Source organism: Comamonas kerstersii (assembly GCF_002056725.1).
Taxonomy (GTDB): Bacteria; Pseudomonadota; Gammaproteobacteria; order Burkholderiales; family Burkholderiaceae_C; genus Comamonas; species Comamonas kerstersii.
In genome coordinates, this window is the sequence record NZ_CP020121.1 from 2522951 (window position 1) to 2537089 (window position 14139).

Genomic DNA, 14139 nt, shown 5'->3' on the forward strand with positions numbered 1-14139 from the left:
GGGGGCAACGGCTTGGTTGGCACAGGCAGCAAACCCTGGGGCGCCTGTGCTTTGACCTACACTGTGCCTTTCGTTTTCGCGCACACCCATGATCATTACCAGTCTGCTCGATACCGACCTGTACAAGTTCACCATGATGCAGGCGGTGCTGCACCAGTTTCCGGGCGCGCAGGTGGAATACAAGTTCAAATGCCGCAATCCCGGCGTGCAGCTTGCGCCCTATGTGCAGGAAATCCGTGACGAGGTGCGCGCGCTGTGCCAGCTGCAGTTTCAGGAAGCGGAGCTGGCCTATCTGCGTTCGCTGCGCTTTGTCAAAAGCGACTTTGTGGACTTTCTGAGCCTGTTCCGGCTCAACGAGAAATACATCACGATCACACCGCTGGATAACGGCGAGATTGATATTTCCATTAAGGGCCCCTGGCTGCACGTGATCCCGTTTGAGATTCCGGTGCTGGCCATCGTCAACGAGGTGTATTTCCGTAATACCCAGCCCGTGCCCGACTTCATGGAAGGGCGCAGGCGGCTGGACGAGAAAATCGCGCTGCTGCGCGGTGAAGGTCTGGAAGGCCTGAAAATTGCCGACTACGGCACGCGCCGGCGCTTCAGCCGAGCCTGGCATGAAGAAGTGCTGCGCGTGCTGTGCGCCAAGCTGGGCACGGGTGCTCAGCGCCCGGAGCCGGGCCACGGACCGGGGCAGTTTGCCGGCACCAGCAATGTGCTGTATGCCATGCGTCTGGGCATTACGCCGCTGGGCACCATGGCACATGAGTTTCTGCAGGCCTGCCAGGCGCTGGGCCCCCGGCTGCGTGACAGCCAGATCTTCGGACTGGAAGCTTGGGCCAAGGAGTACCGGGGCGATCTGGGCATTGCGCTGTCGGATGTCTATGGCATGGAAGCCTTTCTGCGCGACTTTGACCTGTATTTCTGCAAGCTGTTTGACGGTGCGCGCCATGACAGCGGCGACCCCTTTGTCTGGGGTGAGCGCATGCTGGAGCACTACCGCAAAAACCGCGTCGATCCGCTGAACAAGACGCTGATCTTCAGCGATGCGCTGACCATTCCCCGCACCATTGAGCTGTACCAGCGCTTTCATGGGCGCTGCCAGCTGGCCTTTGGCATTGGTACCAACCTGACCAATGACCTGGGTTATGAGCCGCTGCAGGTCGTCATCAAGATGACGCGCTGCAATGGTCAGCCCGTGGCCAAATTGTCGGATACACCCGGCAAGAGCATGTGTGACGACCAGAAGTACCTGGCCTATCTGCGCCAGGTGTTTGAGATTCCAGAGGAGACCAACGAATGAAGTGTGTGCGATCTGCTGCTGCAGCAGTTTTGTGTATGGCACTGCCCGCGCTGGCGCAGGCGGCCGAGCTCGATGGCGCCAGCCTGAGCGTGCTGTGGGCCGTGCCTTTTGCGGGCTTGCTGCTGTCGATTGCGCTGATGCCTTTGCTGCTGCCCAATTTCTGGCACCACCACTTTGGCAAGGTAACGGCCGCATGGTCGCTGGCTTTTCTGATTCCGCTGGTCATCACGCATGGCGCGGGTGCGGCAGCCGTGAACTTTGTGCATGCGCTGCTGGCCGAATACCTGCCATTTGTGATTTTGCTCACCGCGCTGTATGTGGTGGCAGGCGGCATTTACATTCGCGGCTCGCTCACGGGCACGCCATTGCTGAACACCGGCATTCTGGCACTTGGTGCAGTGCTGGCCAGCTTCATGGGCACCACGGGTGCCTCCATGCTCCTGATTCGCCCGCTGATTCGCGCCAATGCACACCGCAGCAAGGTGGTGCACATTGTGGTGTTCTTCATCTTCATCGTCTCCAACGCCGGTGGCTCGCTCACGCCGCTGGGTGATCCTCCGCTGTTCCTGGGCTTTCTGAAGGGTGTGGACTTCAGCTGGACGCTGCTGCACATCTGGCCCCATGCCTTGTTTCTGGTCGGTGTGCTGCTGCTGATGTTCTTTGTGCTGGACACCTGGATCAGCCGCCATGACGACAACAAGCTGCCAGAGCCTGTGAGCGATCAGGCCCGCGAGGCCCTGGGTTTTGATGGCAAGTTCAACTTCATCCTGCTGGGCGCCGTGGTGGGCCTGGTGCTGCTCAGCGGCATGTGGAAGTCGGACGTGGTGTTTGACGTGGCAGGCACGCCCGTCGGTCTGCCCGGACTGGTGCGTGATGTGGGCCTGATTGTGGTGGCGCTGGTGTCGCTGGCGCTCACGCCCAAGGCGGTGCATGAGAGCAACCAGTTCGGCTGGGGCCCCATGCAGGAAGTGGCCAAGCTGTTTGCGGGCATTTTCCTGACGATCATTCCCGTCATCGCCATGCTCAAGGCTGGGGTGGATGGCCCGTTTGCCGCCATTGTGCGTGCCGTGACTGAGCCCGATGGTTCGCCCAACAACGCCATGTACTTCTGGGCCACCGGTGCGCTGTCTTCCTTCCTGGACAACGCGCCCACCTATCTGGTGTTCTTCAATACCGCAGGCGGTGACCCTGTGACGCTGATGGGCAGCATGGCCCCCACGCTGATTGCCATTTCCGCCGGTGCTGTGTTCATGGGGGCGAACTCCTATATCGGCAATGCGCCCAACCTCATGGTCAAGGCCATTGCCGAAGACCGTGGCGTGGCCATGCCCAGCTTCTTTGGCTATCTGCTGTGGTCCGGCTGCATTTTGCTGCCGCTGTTTGTGGTGATGACGCTGATCTGGTTCTGACGCTATGACAACTTCCAAACCCCGTGTGCTGGTGGCACGTGCGATTCCACCGCAGGTGCTCCAATTTTTGCAGCAGCACTTTGTGCTGCAGACGAATGAAGACGATACCGTCTGGAGCCATGATGAACTCATCGCCAGGCTGCAGGGCATGGATGGTGTACTGACCACGGGCACGGAGCGCATCGATGCGCAGCTGCTGGCTGCCTGCCCGCAGCTGAAAGTGGTGGCGAATATGGCGGTGGGCTACAACAATTTTGATGTCGCCGCCATGACTGCCGCTGGCGTGCAGGGCACGAATGCGCCTGATGTGCTGACCGAAACCACGGCAGACTTTGGTTTTGCATTGCTGATGGCGACAGCCCGGCGCATCACGGAAAGCGAGCATTTCCTGCGCGCTGGCCAATGGAGCAAGTGGAGCTACGACATGTTCACGGGCTGCGAAGTACACGGCAGCACGCTGGGCATCATCGGCATGGGCCGCATCGGCCAGGGGATTGCCAAGCGCGGCACGCATGGCTTTGGCATGCAGGTGATCTATCACAACCGCTCGCGTCTTACGCCCGAGCTGGAAGCCGAGTGCAAGGCCCGCTATGTGAGCAAGGAAGAGCTGCTGCGCACGGCCGACCATGTGGTGCTGGTGCTGCCTTACACGCCAGAGAACCACCACACCATTGGAGCGGCAGAAATCGCGCTGATGAAGCCCACGGCCACGCTGATCAATATTGCACGCGGCGGCATTGTGGACGATGCAGCGCTGGCGCAGGCCCTCAAGGCGCAGCGCATTGCCGCTGCAGGCCTGGATGTGTTCGAGGGCGAGCCCAAGGTGCATCCCGATCTGCTGACCGTGCCCAATGTGGTGCTGACCCCGCATATCGCCAGCGCCACCGTGCCTACGCGCATCCGGATGGCACAGCTGGCGGCAGACAATCTGGTTGCCGTACTGGGCGGGCAGGCACCGCGCACGCCGGTCAATACGCCGGATGGCAGGGCGCGCGCTGTGCGCTGGGTTGCATAAAAACAATAGCTGCTAGCGCTGAATATATAAGCATTTCAGATAGAAAACTATCTGAAAACAAGCAATAGCAAGCGCTGGCAGCTATGGTTCAAGGAGTTGCTGTGGAGGTTTTACTGTGGGCAGTGCTTGTTCTGCTGCTGGTGGTGGTGGCGCTGCTGGCTCTGATGTGGCTGCGCCCCCGGCCCGTGCCTGCCGATCTGGATCTGCTGGAGCGCCTGGAGCTGGTCGAGCGCGCACAGCAGCACATACAGATGGCGCTGAGCAAGAACGATGGCGCGCTGGTCGCCATGGGCCAGCAGGTGCAGGGGCTGGTGCACAGCCTGAGTCAGAACCAGGCCACCGCCGCAGACAGCCTGCGCCAGCTGGTGGACAGCCACATGGTACGCCAGCTGGGTGAAGCACGCCAAAGCCGCGTGGAGCTGCAGCAGCAGTTCACGGCGCTGCAGCAGGCGTTGGCCCAGCAGCTGCAGCGTCTGAACCAGGACAACCACCAGACGGCCGAGCAGCTGCGCGGCACCTTGAACGAGCGGCTGGCTAGTATCCAGTCGGACAACGCTGCCAAGCTCGAAGAAATGCGCCGCACGGTGGACGAAAAACTCCACGCCACGCTGGAGCAGCGCTTGGGCGAATCTTTCAAGCTGGTCAGCGACCGGCTCGAGCAGGTGCACAAGGGGCTGGGCGAGATGCAGTCGCTAGCCAGCAGCGTGGGCGACTTGAAGCGCGTGATGACCAATGTGAAGTCGCGCGGCACCTGGGGCGAAGTGCAGCTGGGCGCCATCATTGACAACGTGCTCACGCCCGAGCAGTACGCACGCAACGTCAAGACCGTGCCGGGCAGTGATGAACTCGTGGAATTTGCCATTCGCCTGCCGGGGCGCGATGGTGAGCACCCCGTGTGGCTGCCGATCGATGCCAAATACCCGGTCGAGCACTACCAGCGCCTGCAGGACGCCTGGGATGCGGGCGACAAAGTGGCCATGGTGGCGCTGGGCAATGCGCTGGAAAGTTCCATCCGCAACGAGGCCAAAAAGATTGCTGCCAAGTACGTGTCCCCGCCATTCACCACCGATTTCGCCGTCATGTACCTGCCTTCGGAAGGGCTGTTTGCGGAAGTGCTGCGGCGACCAGGGTTGGTGGAAGCGGTGCAAAATGACAGCCGCGTAGTGATTACGGGGCCTGCCAATCTGGCGGCCATGCTCAACAGTCTGCAGATGGGCTTCAAGACGCTGGCCATTGAAAAGCGTTCCTCCGAGGTGTGGGGCGTGCTGGGCCAGGTGAAGACCGAGTTTGCCAAGTTTGGTGAAGTGGTAGAGGCCACGCGCAAGTCGATTGATGCGGCGGCCCGCAAGTTTGAGCAGGTGGATGTGCGCACGCGTGCCATCCAGCGTCGTCTGCGCACCGTACAGGAGCTGCCGGATGCAGTTGCCCATTCCTCCTCATTGCCGCTGCACAGCCTCGATACGCCAACTGCAGCGGCTGATTTAGACGACGAGTAACAGTCAAGTGACCTGGACATTGCTGCGCCTGATCCTGGCGCAAATCTCCGTGCACGCCTGCATGACGGGCATGCGCATGGCAACGCCATTGCTGGCGCTGCGCGAAGGCTATAGCCCGGCGGCCGTCGGTTTTCTGCTGGCTCTGTTTGCGCTGACGCAGGTGTTTCTGTCCCTGCCTGCCGGGCGCTATGCCGACCGCCACGGCCTCAAGCGGCCGCTGGCCATCAGCGTCACGGTCGCCAGCATCGGCGCAGGTGCGGCGGTAATGTTCCCTATCTACCCCGTGCTGTGCTTTGCGGCGCTGTGCAGCGGGGGAGCTTCTGGCTCGGCTCTGATCGCCCTGCAGCGCCATGTGGGGCGCGAGGCCAAAGACCAGGTCATGCTGCGCAAGATGTTCAGCTGGCTGGCCATTGGCCCAGCGGCCTCCAACTTTCTGGGGCCGTTTCTGGCTGGCTTGCTGATTGACTATGCAGGCGGTGAGGCAGCCAGCGATGTGGGCTTTCGCGCAGCTTTTCTGCTGCTGGCACTGCTGCCGCTGAGTGCCTGGCTGTGGGTGCGTACCCTGCAGGAAACCAAGCCAGAGCCCAAGCCTGCAGGCAGCAAGAAAAGTACAGCCTGGGACATGCTGCAAAGTCAGGGCTTTCGCCGCCTGCTGCTGATGAACTGGGCGCTGTCCTCATGCTGGGATGTGCATACCTTTGTTGTGCCGATTCTGGGGCATGAACGCGGTCTGTCTGCCTCGGCGATTGGCTCCATCCTTGGTGCATTTGCGATCGCTGCTGCTGCCGTGCGCCTGCTGATTCCTTTTGTGTCTGAGCGCATCACCGAGTGGAAGGTAGTCATGACTGCCATGATCGGCGCCTGCATGCTGTTCTGCATCTATCCCCTGATGCCCAGCGCCCTGGCCATGATGGCCTGCTCGGTGTGTCTGGGCTTTGTGCTGGGCTCGGTGCAGCCCATGGTGATGAGCATGATCCACATGGTCACGCCAGCGCACCGCCAGGGCGAGGCACTGGGCCTGCGCATGATGGCCATCAACGGCTCCAGCGTGCTCATGCCCATGCTGTTTGGCTCTATTGGCACTGTCGTCGGTGTGGGAGCTCTGTTCTGGGCGGTTGGCGGCGTGGTCGGCGCCTGTTCGCGCCTGCCATGGCTGCTGGGACAGCAGGATCTGCCGGCGCTCAAGCATCAGGCAGCCAAGGCGTTGCAGCAGAAATAGAAACAGAAATAAAAACAGGCAGCCTTGGGCTGCCTGTTTTGCGAGGGGGCTTGCTGCTGGATTAATCAGGCAGCTGGTAGAAGTCCTTGATGACCTGCCATGCCGCTTCGGGCGTGTCTACCAGGTGGAACAACTTCACGTCCTGGGGCGAGATCATGCCTTCTTCGACCAGCAGGTCAAAGTTGAACAGCTGCTTCCAGAACTGGCTGTCAAACAGGATGATGGGCACGGCCTTGACCTTGGTGGTCTGCACCAGGGTCAGCACTTCGAACAGTTCGTCCATGGTGCCAAAGCCACCGGGGAAGGCCACCAGCGCCTTGGCACGCATCATGAAGTGCATCTTGCGCAGTGCAAAGTAGTGGAACTTGAAGCACAGCTCAGGCGTGATGTAGGGGTTGCCCTGCTGCTCGTGCGGCAGCAGGATGTTCAGGCCTACGTTCATGGCACCTGCTTCGTGGGCGCCGCGGTTGGCAGCTTCCATGATGCCGGGGCCGCCACCTGTGGCGATATACAGGCGCTGGTCTTCGGGGTGGCGTTCGCTGTACTCGGCCACCATGCGTGCAAAGGCGCGGGCGTTTTCATAGCGGGTGGCATTGCGCATGTCGCGCTCTGCGGCCTTGATCTTTGCAGGATCACCGCTGGCCTGGGCCTCGGCAAGGCGAGCCTGAGCCGCCTGTGCATCCACAAAACGTGCGCTGCCATAGACGACAACCGTGTGCTCAATGCCCAGGGCTTTCTGCCCCAGATCAGGCTTGAGCAGTTCCAGCTGGAAGCGGATGCCGCGTACCTCACGGCGAGCCATGAATTCGGGGTCGGCAAAGGCCAGACGGTAGGCATCGGGCAGCAGAGGGTCGGCCGTGGTGGTGTCACGCACCGCTGCAGGTGCATTCAGGGGAGCCAGATCTTCAGCCAGAGAACGCGCATGCAAAGAGGTTTTTGAGTCCATAGATATCCAGTCGCACTTTCACGGAAACAGGTGCTGATCTTCGCAGATTGCAGCGAGCTTTCAGCGCTTGCACGGCAGCAAGAGGGCGGGCCCTTCCATTAACGCAGTGCCTGCTGCACGGTGTAGATGCCTGTGATAGTGAGCAGCAGGGAGGCGAACAGATGCGCTGCCGCCCAGGCTATGGCCATGCCCCAGCGCTGCGCCTGCAGCAGGCCGACGACCTCGGCCGAGAAAGAGGAGAAGGTGGTCAGTGCGCCCAGAAAGCCAGTGATGATGGCCAGCCGCCAGACTGGGTCGAGCTGGGGTGAGGCATCCAGCCATGCAATGGCCAGCCCAATGCCATAGCCACCGATGGCATTGGCGGCCAAGGTGCCCCAGGGTAGTTGCCCCGGGGCAGTGAGCCACAGGCCCAGTTGCCAGCGTAGCAATGCGCCCAGGCTGGCTCCGGTACAGATGGCAAGAACGGCAAGCATGACTTTGAGCGTTAAAAAAGCCTCTAAGCCTTGTGCAGCAAGCGCTAGGCGCTCATTTTTTGTTTAGCTTCCGCGGTGGACTCTGCCTCTGCTTCCTCTGCCGTTTGAGGCGCATTGGGAACAATGCGGCTGACACTGGGAGGCACGTTCTGTCCGGCACGGCGTGCACGGAACAGGGCTGCACGCATCAGAAAGATGGTGGTGATAGGCACGGTCACAGCAATGAAGATGGCAATCAGCAGGGCGTGCAGTGCCAGTCCCTGACCGGTAGCGCTGAAGAACACAAAGGTGGCCCACATGATCAGCCAGCAGCCCATGGTGGCAATGATGGAGGGCGTGTGTACGCGCTCGAAATAGCTCTCCAGCCGCATCAGGCCGAGGGAGCCCAGCAGAGCGATGAGAGCGCCGCCGAGCACCAGCACGGCAATCAGAATCTCAGCCCACAGGGGCAGGACAAATTCGTTCATTCGATCACCTCGCCACGCAGCAGGAACTTGGCCATGGCGGTTGAGCCCACGCAGCCAAACAGCGCAATCAGCAGTGCGGCTTCAAAGTACATGGACGAGCCATAGAGAATGCCCAGCACCAGCATGACCAGCATGCCATTGAGGTACATGCAGTCCAGTGCCAGCACGCGATCCTGTGCAGAAGGGCCACGGTACAGGCGAACCAGGGTGAAGGACATGGCCAGCACAAGCATGAAAAGGGCGACCGACAGCACCCAGACCAGCCATTGACTCATTCGAAAATCTCCATCAAAGGACGTTCGTAACTGTTTTTGACATGGTCGATCACCTGTTGTGGGTCATCGACTTCCAGTACATGCATGAGCAGCATGGAGCGGTCGCGCGAAATCTCAGCCCAGGCAGTGCCCGGCGTGATGCAGGTGATCATGGACAGCACGGCCAGTGCGTTGGGGTCTTTGAGCTCCAGCGGAATGTGCACAAAGGCTGCTGGATGCCTGCGCAGCGATGGGAACAGCAAAAAGCGCACGACCTGAAAGTTCGAGATCGAGGTGTCCACCACCACGGTACAGAACAGCTTGAAGATGGTCCATGGGTGACGCACACGCACTGGCAGAGGACGCAGGCCGCGCGTGATGATGGGAATCAACAGGCCCAGAATGGCGCCCAGCACGATGTGACCACGGCTGACTGAGTGGTTCAGCAGCAGCCACAGAATGAACAGGGCAATCGACAGCAGAGGGGCAGGAAAGAGTAGCTTCATCATGGCTGAACTCCTGGTTCCTTCGTAGGAGCAGCAACAGGGTTGGGAACAGGGCGGGTACCCATGACTGCCTGGATATAGGTGCCGGGCGAGTGCAGGGCATTGGCCGTGCTCTGGGTGAACTGCATCACGGCATCGGCCTTGACGGTCAGGATGATGCACAGCGCCATCAGCGCGGCAATGGGCAGACCTTCGGCCACGCGCAGTTCAGGCGTGTCGCGTTCGTGCGTGGCCCAGAAGTGGCGGATGCCAGCACGGGTCAGTGCAATCAGTGCCATCAGTCCGGTGCTGATCATCAGCACCATCAGCACCCAGCCCCAGTAGCCTGCCTGGTAGCCCGCAGACTGACCCAGCCCCACAGGGTTGATCAGATTGCTGAGCATGGCGAACTTGCCGATAAAACCGGACAGCGGAGGCAGGCCGGAGACCACCAGCGTGCACATGATGAAAGCCAGACCCAGGAAGGCGGCAGACGCTGGAATGGCGCGGCCGATCAGCACCTGCTCGTTTTCGTCGAGGTTGATGTTCTGGGCAGGCACCAGCTCTGAGTTGAGGAAGGGCGCTTCCTCATCGTCAATGTCTACGTTGCCGTCATTGCGCCAGCGATCCATGATGTCGGCCAGCATGAACAGAATGGCCACGGCCAGTGTGGAGCTGGGCAGGTAATACAGCAGACCGGCTGTGAGCATGTTCTGGTTAAAGCCAATGGCCGCCAGCAGCGTGCCGGAAGACAGAATGGCTGCGTAACCGGCCAGGTGCGTCAGGCGTGTAGCAGACAGCATGCCAATGCCGCCAAAGATCATGGTGATCATGCCGCCTGCAATCAGCCACATGGCGCCAAACAGGGCAGAGTCACCAGCTTCGCTCGAGAACATCAGCGTCCACAGCCGCAAGATGGTGTAGATGCCCACCTTGGTCATCAGCGCAAACAGCGCACCTGCAGGGGCGGTGGCTGCACTGTAGGCGGGTACCAGCCAGAAGTTCAGCGGCCAGACGGCAGCCTTGATCAGAAAGGCCGTAGCCAGCACGGCGGCTGCCGTGTGCAGCAGCCCGCGGTCTGCATCAGACACATTGGGAATGGCCTGTGCCAGGTCCGCCATGTTCAGCGTGCCGGTAATGCCGTAGAGCATGGACACACCAATCAGGAACAGCGAGGAAGCTGCCAGATTGATGGCGATGTAGTGCAGACCCGACTGCACGCGTTGGCGGCCCGATCCATGCAGCAGCAGCCCGTAGGAAGCTGCCAGCATGATTTCAAAGAAGACGAACAGGTTGAACAGGTCGGCCGTCAGGAAAGCACCGCTCAGACCCATGAGCTGCAGCTGGAACAGCGGGTGGAAATGTACCCCCGCCTTGTGCCAGCGTGCGGTCGCAAACAGACTGGCCGCCAGCGCAATGCTGTAGGTCAGCACCAGCATGAGGGCGGTGAGCCGGTCTACGGCCAGCACAATGCCAAAGGGCGCAGGCCAGTTGCTGCCCAGATAAACGCCCATGGTGCTGGTGGAGCCCGACTGGTTGGTCCACAGCAGCAAGGCAATGGAGATAAGCAGGCCAAGCGCGGTAGCGCCCACGTTCATCACCATCTTGATGGTCAGGCGCTCTTCGCGCAGCAACAGCATCAGCGCTGCAGCCAGCATGGGCAGCAAGATGGGGCCAAGCATGAGGTGTGGCATCAGCGATGCCAGCCATTGCAGGATCAAGCTCATGGCATCTCCTGCACGTCACGCGACTTCACGCCGTCCACATGGTCGGTGCCCGACATGCCACGCGAAGCCAGCAGCACGACGAGGAACAGTGCCGTCATGGCAAAGCCGATCACGATAGCTGTCAGCACCAGGGCCTGTGGCATGGGGTCCGCATAGTGCGCCAGTGTTTCTGGCACGCCGGGGCGCAGCACGGGTTCCTTGTCGATGGCCAGACCTTCACGCCCCATGCTGAAGATGAACAGGTTGACGGCATAGGACAGCAGCGACAGGCCCACAATGACCTGAAAGGTACGTGGGCGCAGCAGCAGCCATACGCCGGAGCCGGCCAGCACGCCAATGGCAATAGCGAGTACGGTTTCCATCAGCGGCCTCCTTCCTGAGCTGCTTGCTCTTCTTGCATGCGTGCGTGATAGCGATGGCCGCGCACGGACTGGTGGGCAATGGCGGTCAAGATCAGCAGGGTAGAACCCACAACCAAGGTAAATACTCCTATGTCAAAGAAGGTAGCGCTGGCCAGGTGGATCTGCCCGATCCATGGCAGGCTGAAGTGGAAGGTGTGACTGGTCAGGAAGGGATAGCCTGCGGTAATGGCACCCAGGCCCGTCAAGAGCGCAAACAGCAGCCCCAGACCAATCCAGCGGCGTGGGTACAGCGGCATATGCGCCTCGACCCATTGCGTGCCAGAGATGATGTACTGCAGCAGCAGTGCTACGGAGAACACCAGCCCAGCCACAAAGCCGCCGCCAGGTTCGTTGTGGCCACGGATGAACAGATAGATGGAGACCATGGTGGCAAAAGGCAGCAGCAGGCGCACCAGCACAGCAGGCACCATCAGGTAGCCCACGGCAGTGTCGGCTGCATTGCGGGGGTTGACCAGATCCGTCTGCAGGTCACCCGGAATGTAGCGCTGCTGCTCGGGCAAATCCATGGTCTCACGTGCAGGGCGGAAGCGGCGCAGCAGGGCATAGACAGTCAGCGCCACAATGCCCAGCACCACGATTTCGCCAAAGGTATCGAAGCCGCGGAAGTCCACCAGCATCACATTGACGACGTTGGTGCCACCACCTTCAGACAGGGCGCGCTCCAGGAAGAAAGTTGAGGTGCTTTCCGGGAAGGGGCGGCTCATCATGGTGAAGGCCAGCCAGCCCACACCGCCGCCTGCGGCCAGCGCGATCAGCAAGTCACGCAAACGGCGTGCACGCACGGTCAGATCAGTAGACAGGGCAGGCGCCTGCAGGTTTTTGTCGCGCTTGGGCAGCCAGCGCAGGCCCAGCAGAATCAGCACGGTGGTAACCACTTCCACGACCAGCTGGGTCAGCGCCAGGTCAGGGGCAGAGAACCACAGGAAGGTGATGCAGGTGCAAAGGCCCGAGCCACCAAGCATGATCAGCGCTGCCATTCGGTGGTACTTGGCTTTCCATGCCGCGCCCAGGGCACAGGCACAGCCGATGACCCAGAGCAGCACAAAGGCGGGTGATAGTGGCAGATTGGCGCGATGACCAATCGTGAGCCCCTGCAGCCACAGCGGCAGCGTTCCGGCGAGCAGCGCAATCAGCACCAGCCACAGCATTTGCCATTGCAGACGCTGCGTATTGAGCAGGCGGCGTGTGTCACGCGCCAGCAAGGTGGTGCGGGCCAGCAGGTTCTCGAATACGCGCTGGCCATCGATGCGTGAAAACAGTGGTGCCTCGTCACCCAGCACTTCCTGCTTGCGCAGCCAGCGCAAGGCCATGTAGAGCACCACGCCGCCCAGCAGGGCGACGATACTCATGATCAGCGGTGTATTGATGCCGTGCCAGACCGCCAGACTGAAGTAGGGCAGATTGCCACCAACGACCGGCAAGGCGGCGGCGTTCAGGAAAGCACCTACAGTCCAGGCAGGGAAGATGCCCACCAGCAAGCAGATCAGCACCAGCAGCTCCACGGGGACGCGCATCCAGTGGGGCGGCTCGTGGGGCTTGCGTGGCAGATCTGTAGCCTTGGGACCAAAGAACACATCCACCGTAAAGCACAGCGAATAGGCTACGCTGAACATGCCGGCAATCGTGGCGGCCAGAGGCAGGGCTACGCGTACCCAGTGGTCAGCATCCACAAACACGGTTTCTGCGAAGAACATTTCCTTGGACAGGAAACCGTTGAGCAGTGGCACCCCCGCCATGGCCGCACTGGCCACACAGGCCAGGGTGGCCGTAATGGGCATCATCTTGCGCAGGCCGGAGAGGCGGTTCATGTCACGTGTGCCGCTTTCGTGGTCCACGATACCTGTTGCCATGAACAAGGACGCCTTGAAGGTGGCATGGTTCATGATGTGGAACACGGCCGCCACAGCGGCCAAGGCGCTGTTCAGGCCCAGCATCAGGGTAATCAGACCCAGGTGCGAAATCGTGGAGTAAGCCAGCAAGCCTTTGAGGTCACGCTGGAACATGGCCAGAAAGCCACCGAGCAGCAAGGTGGCCACACCAGCACCGCCCACAATCCAGAACCATTGATCGGTGCCGGACAGCACGGGCCACAGTCGGGCCATCAGAAACACGCCAGCCTTGACCATGGTGGCCGAGTGCAGGTAGGACGAAACGGGGGTGGGAGCTGCCATGGCATGCGGCAGCCAGAAATGGAAGGGGAACTGCGCGCTCTTGGACAGTGCACCCAGCAGGATCAGCACCAGCATCGGGGTGTAAAGCTCGTGCGAACGCACTTGCTCACCAGCTGCCAGCACATTCTCCAGGTCATAGCTGCCCACGATATGACCAAGAATCAGCATGCCTGCGAACATGCACAGACCACCAGTACCCGTGACGGTCAGTGCCATGCGTGCACCGCGGCGGGCATCCTTGCGGTGGTGCCAGTAGCCAATCAGCAGGAAGGAAAACAGGCTGGTCAGTTCCCAGAAGAACACCAGCTGGATGATGTTGCCGGACAGCACGACGCCCGACATTGCCCCCATGAAAGCCAGCAAAAACGAGAAAAAGCGCGGGACGGGGTCTGCTGGCGACATGTAGTAGCGCGCATACAGCACCACCAGGGAGCCTATGCCCAGCACCAGCATGCTGAACATCCAGGCAAAACCGTCCATACGCACGACGAAGTTCAGACCCAGAGCCGGCAGCCACACCAGCTCCTGGCGTATGACACCGCCATCTGCCACTTCTGGAAACAGCATGGCGGCCTGAACAGTACAGACCAGCGCAATGATGCCGGCCAGCGTGGACTCGGTATTTCGCGCGTTAGCAGGCAATACGGCAGCCAGAACGCTGCCAATGAAAGGGAGAAGTATGAGGGAGATCAGAGGCATGAATGTGTATTCAAGGGCCAGATATCTTTGCGTATGGAACGAAATAAAGCGTG

General features: G+C 60.8%; 13 protein-coding genes. 5 read left to right on the forward strand and 8 right to left on the reverse strand.

Going from position 1 to position 14139, the window contains the following annotated elements; genetic code table 11:
- Positions 1 to 88: 88 nt before the first annotated feature.
- The 5 genes from pncB to B5M06_RS11840 all read left to right on the forward strand — a co-directional run bounded on the left by pncB (position 89) and on the right by B5M06_RS11840 (position 6442).
- The gene (pncB, locus tag B5M06_RS11820) at positions 89 to 1303 is read left to right on the forward strand and encodes a nicotinate phosphoribosyltransferase (RefSeq protein WP_054067605.1); all 1215 of its coding nucleotides are present in this window, start codon (positions 89 to 91) and stop codon (positions 1301 to 1303) included.
- Positions 1300 to 2712: a sodium:proton antiporter gene (locus B5M06_RS11825; RefSeq protein WP_054067606.1), complete on the forward strand. Its 1413-nt coding sequence runs from the start codon at positions 1300 to 1302 to the stop codon at positions 2710 to 2712. Before pncB ends, B5M06_RS11825 begins: the two co-directional genes overlap by 4 nt.
- 4 nt (positions 2713 to 2716) lie before the next feature.
- Complete coding sequence (locus tag B5M06_RS11830) at positions 2717 to 3727, forward strand: 2-hydroxyacid dehydrogenase (RefSeq protein ID WP_054067607.1); 1011 nt, start codon at positions 2717 to 2719, stop codon at positions 3725 to 3727.
- An 83-nt stretch (positions 3728 to 3810) separates the two neighbouring features.
- The gene (locus B5M06_RS11835; RefSeq protein ID WP_054067608.1) at positions 3811 to 5223 is read left to right on the forward strand and encodes a DNA recombination protein RmuC; all 1413 of its coding nucleotides are present in this window, start codon (positions 3811 to 3813) and stop codon (positions 5221 to 5223) included.
- Between the two features lie 7 nt (positions 5224 to 5230).
- The gene (locus tag B5M06_RS11840; RefSeq protein WP_054067609.1) at positions 5231 to 6442 is read left to right on the forward strand and encodes an MFS transporter; all 1212 of its coding nucleotides are present in this window, start codon (positions 5231 to 5233) and stop codon (positions 6440 to 6442) included.
- Between the two features lie 61 nt (positions 6443 to 6503).
- Here the strand turns inward: B5M06_RS11840 and B5M06_RS11845 are convergent, their stop codons facing one another.
- The 8 genes from B5M06_RS11845 to B5M06_RS11880 form a co-directional block, all read right to left on the reverse strand.
- Positions 6504 to 7388 (reverse strand): LOG family protein, encoded by an 885-nt coding sequence (locus B5M06_RS11845; RefSeq protein ID WP_054067610.1) that lies wholly within the window; start codon positions 7386 to 7388, stop codon positions 6504 to 6506.
- Positions 7389 to 7486: 98 nt separating this feature from the next.
- On the reverse strand, positions 7487 to 7861 hold the full coding sequence (gene crcB / locus B5M06_RS11850) for a fluoride efflux transporter CrcB (protein ID WP_054067611.1): 375 nt from the start codon (positions 7859 to 7861) through the stop codon (positions 7487 to 7489).
- Positions 7862 to 7905: 44 nt separating this feature from the next.
- Positions 7906 to 8328: a monovalent cation/H(+) antiporter subunit G gene (locus B5M06_RS11855; RefSeq protein WP_054067612.1), complete on the reverse strand. Its 423-nt coding sequence runs from the start codon at positions 8326 to 8328 to the stop codon at positions 7906 to 7908.
- Positions 8325 to 8603 carry a K+/H+ antiporter subunit F gene (locus B5M06_RS11860; protein WP_054067613.1) on the reverse strand — a complete coding sequence of 93 codons (279 nt, stop codon included), beginning with the start codon at positions 8601 to 8603 and terminating at the stop codon, positions 8325 to 8327. Before B5M06_RS11860 ends, B5M06_RS11855 begins: the two co-directional genes overlap by 4 nt.
- Complete coding sequence (locus B5M06_RS11865) at positions 8600 to 9091, reverse strand: Na+/H+ antiporter subunit E (protein WP_054067614.1); 492 nt, start codon at positions 9089 to 9091, stop codon at positions 8600 to 8602. Before B5M06_RS11865 ends, B5M06_RS11860 begins: the two co-directional genes overlap by 4 nt.
- Complete coding sequence (locus B5M06_RS11870; protein ID WP_054067615.1) at positions 9088 to 10794, reverse strand: monovalent cation/H+ antiporter subunit D; 1707 nt, start codon at positions 10792 to 10794, stop codon at positions 9088 to 9090. Before B5M06_RS11870 ends, B5M06_RS11865 begins: the two co-directional genes overlap by 4 nt.
- Positions 10791 to 11156 carry a Na+/H+ antiporter subunit C gene (locus tag B5M06_RS11875; RefSeq protein ID WP_054067616.1) on the reverse strand — a complete coding sequence of 122 codons (366 nt, stop codon included), beginning with the start codon at positions 11154 to 11156 and terminating at the stop codon, positions 10791 to 10793. The genes B5M06_RS11870 and B5M06_RS11875 overlap by 4 nt, the downstream gene beginning before the upstream one ends.
- On the reverse strand, positions 11156 to 14086 hold the full coding sequence (locus B5M06_RS11880; protein WP_054067617.1) for a monovalent cation/H+ antiporter subunit A: 2931 nt from the start codon (positions 14084 to 14086) through the stop codon (positions 11156 to 11158). Before B5M06_RS11880 ends, B5M06_RS11875 begins: the two co-directional genes overlap by 1 nt.
- Positions 14087 to 14139: the final 53 nt, after the last annotated feature.

What these genes read in the sequence shown, in the direction of transcription:
- crcB (WP_054067611.1), bottom strand. Translation starts at nt 7,861, where the DNA reads ATGCTTGCCGTTCTTGCCATCTGTACCGGAGCCAGCCTGGGCGCATTG.
- B5M06_RS11875 (WP_054067616.1), bottom strand. Translation starts at nt 11,156, where the DNA reads ATGGAAACCGTACTCGCTATTGCCATTGGCGTGCTGGCCGGCTCCGGC.
- B5M06_RS11825 (WP_054067606.1), top strand. Translation starts at nt 1,300, where the DNA reads ATGAAGTGTGTGCGATCTGCTGCTGCAGCAGTTTTGTGTATGGCACTG.
- B5M06_RS11845 (WP_054067610.1), bottom strand. Translation starts at nt 7,388, where the DNA reads ATGGACTCAAAAACCTCTTTGCATGCGCGTTCTCTGGCTGAAGATCTG.
- B5M06_RS11835 (WP_054067608.1), top strand. Translation starts at nt 3,811, where the DNA reads ATGGTTCAAGGAGTTGCTGTGGAGGTTTTACTGTGGGCAGTGCTTGTT.
- B5M06_RS11865 (WP_054067614.1), bottom strand. Translation starts at nt 9,091, where the DNA reads ATGATGAAGCTACTCTTTCCTGCCCCTCTGCTGTCGATTGCCCTGTTC.
- B5M06_RS11870 (WP_054067615.1), bottom strand. Translation starts at nt 10,794, where the DNA reads ATGAGCTTGATCCTGCAATGGCTGGCATCGCTGATGCCACACCTCATG.
- B5M06_RS11830 (WP_054067607.1), top strand. Translation starts at nt 2,717, where the DNA reads ATGACAACTTCCAAACCCCGTGTGCTGGTGGCACGTGCGATTCCACCG.
- pncB (WP_054067605.1), top strand. Translation starts at nt 89, where the DNA reads ATGATCATTACCAGTCTGCTCGATACCGACCTGTACAAGTTCACCATG.
- B5M06_RS11860 (WP_054067613.1), bottom strand. Translation starts at nt 8,603, where the DNA reads ATGAGTCAATGGCTGGTCTGGGTGCTGTCGGTCGCCCTTTTCATGCTT.
- B5M06_RS11855 (WP_054067612.1), bottom strand. Translation starts at nt 8,328, where the DNA reads ATGAACGAATTTGTCCTGCCCCTGTGGGCTGAGATTCTGATTGCCGTG.
- B5M06_RS11880 (WP_054067617.1), bottom strand. Translation starts at nt 14,086, where the DNA reads ATGCCTCTGATCTCCCTCATACTTCTCCCTTTCATTGGCAGCGTTCTG.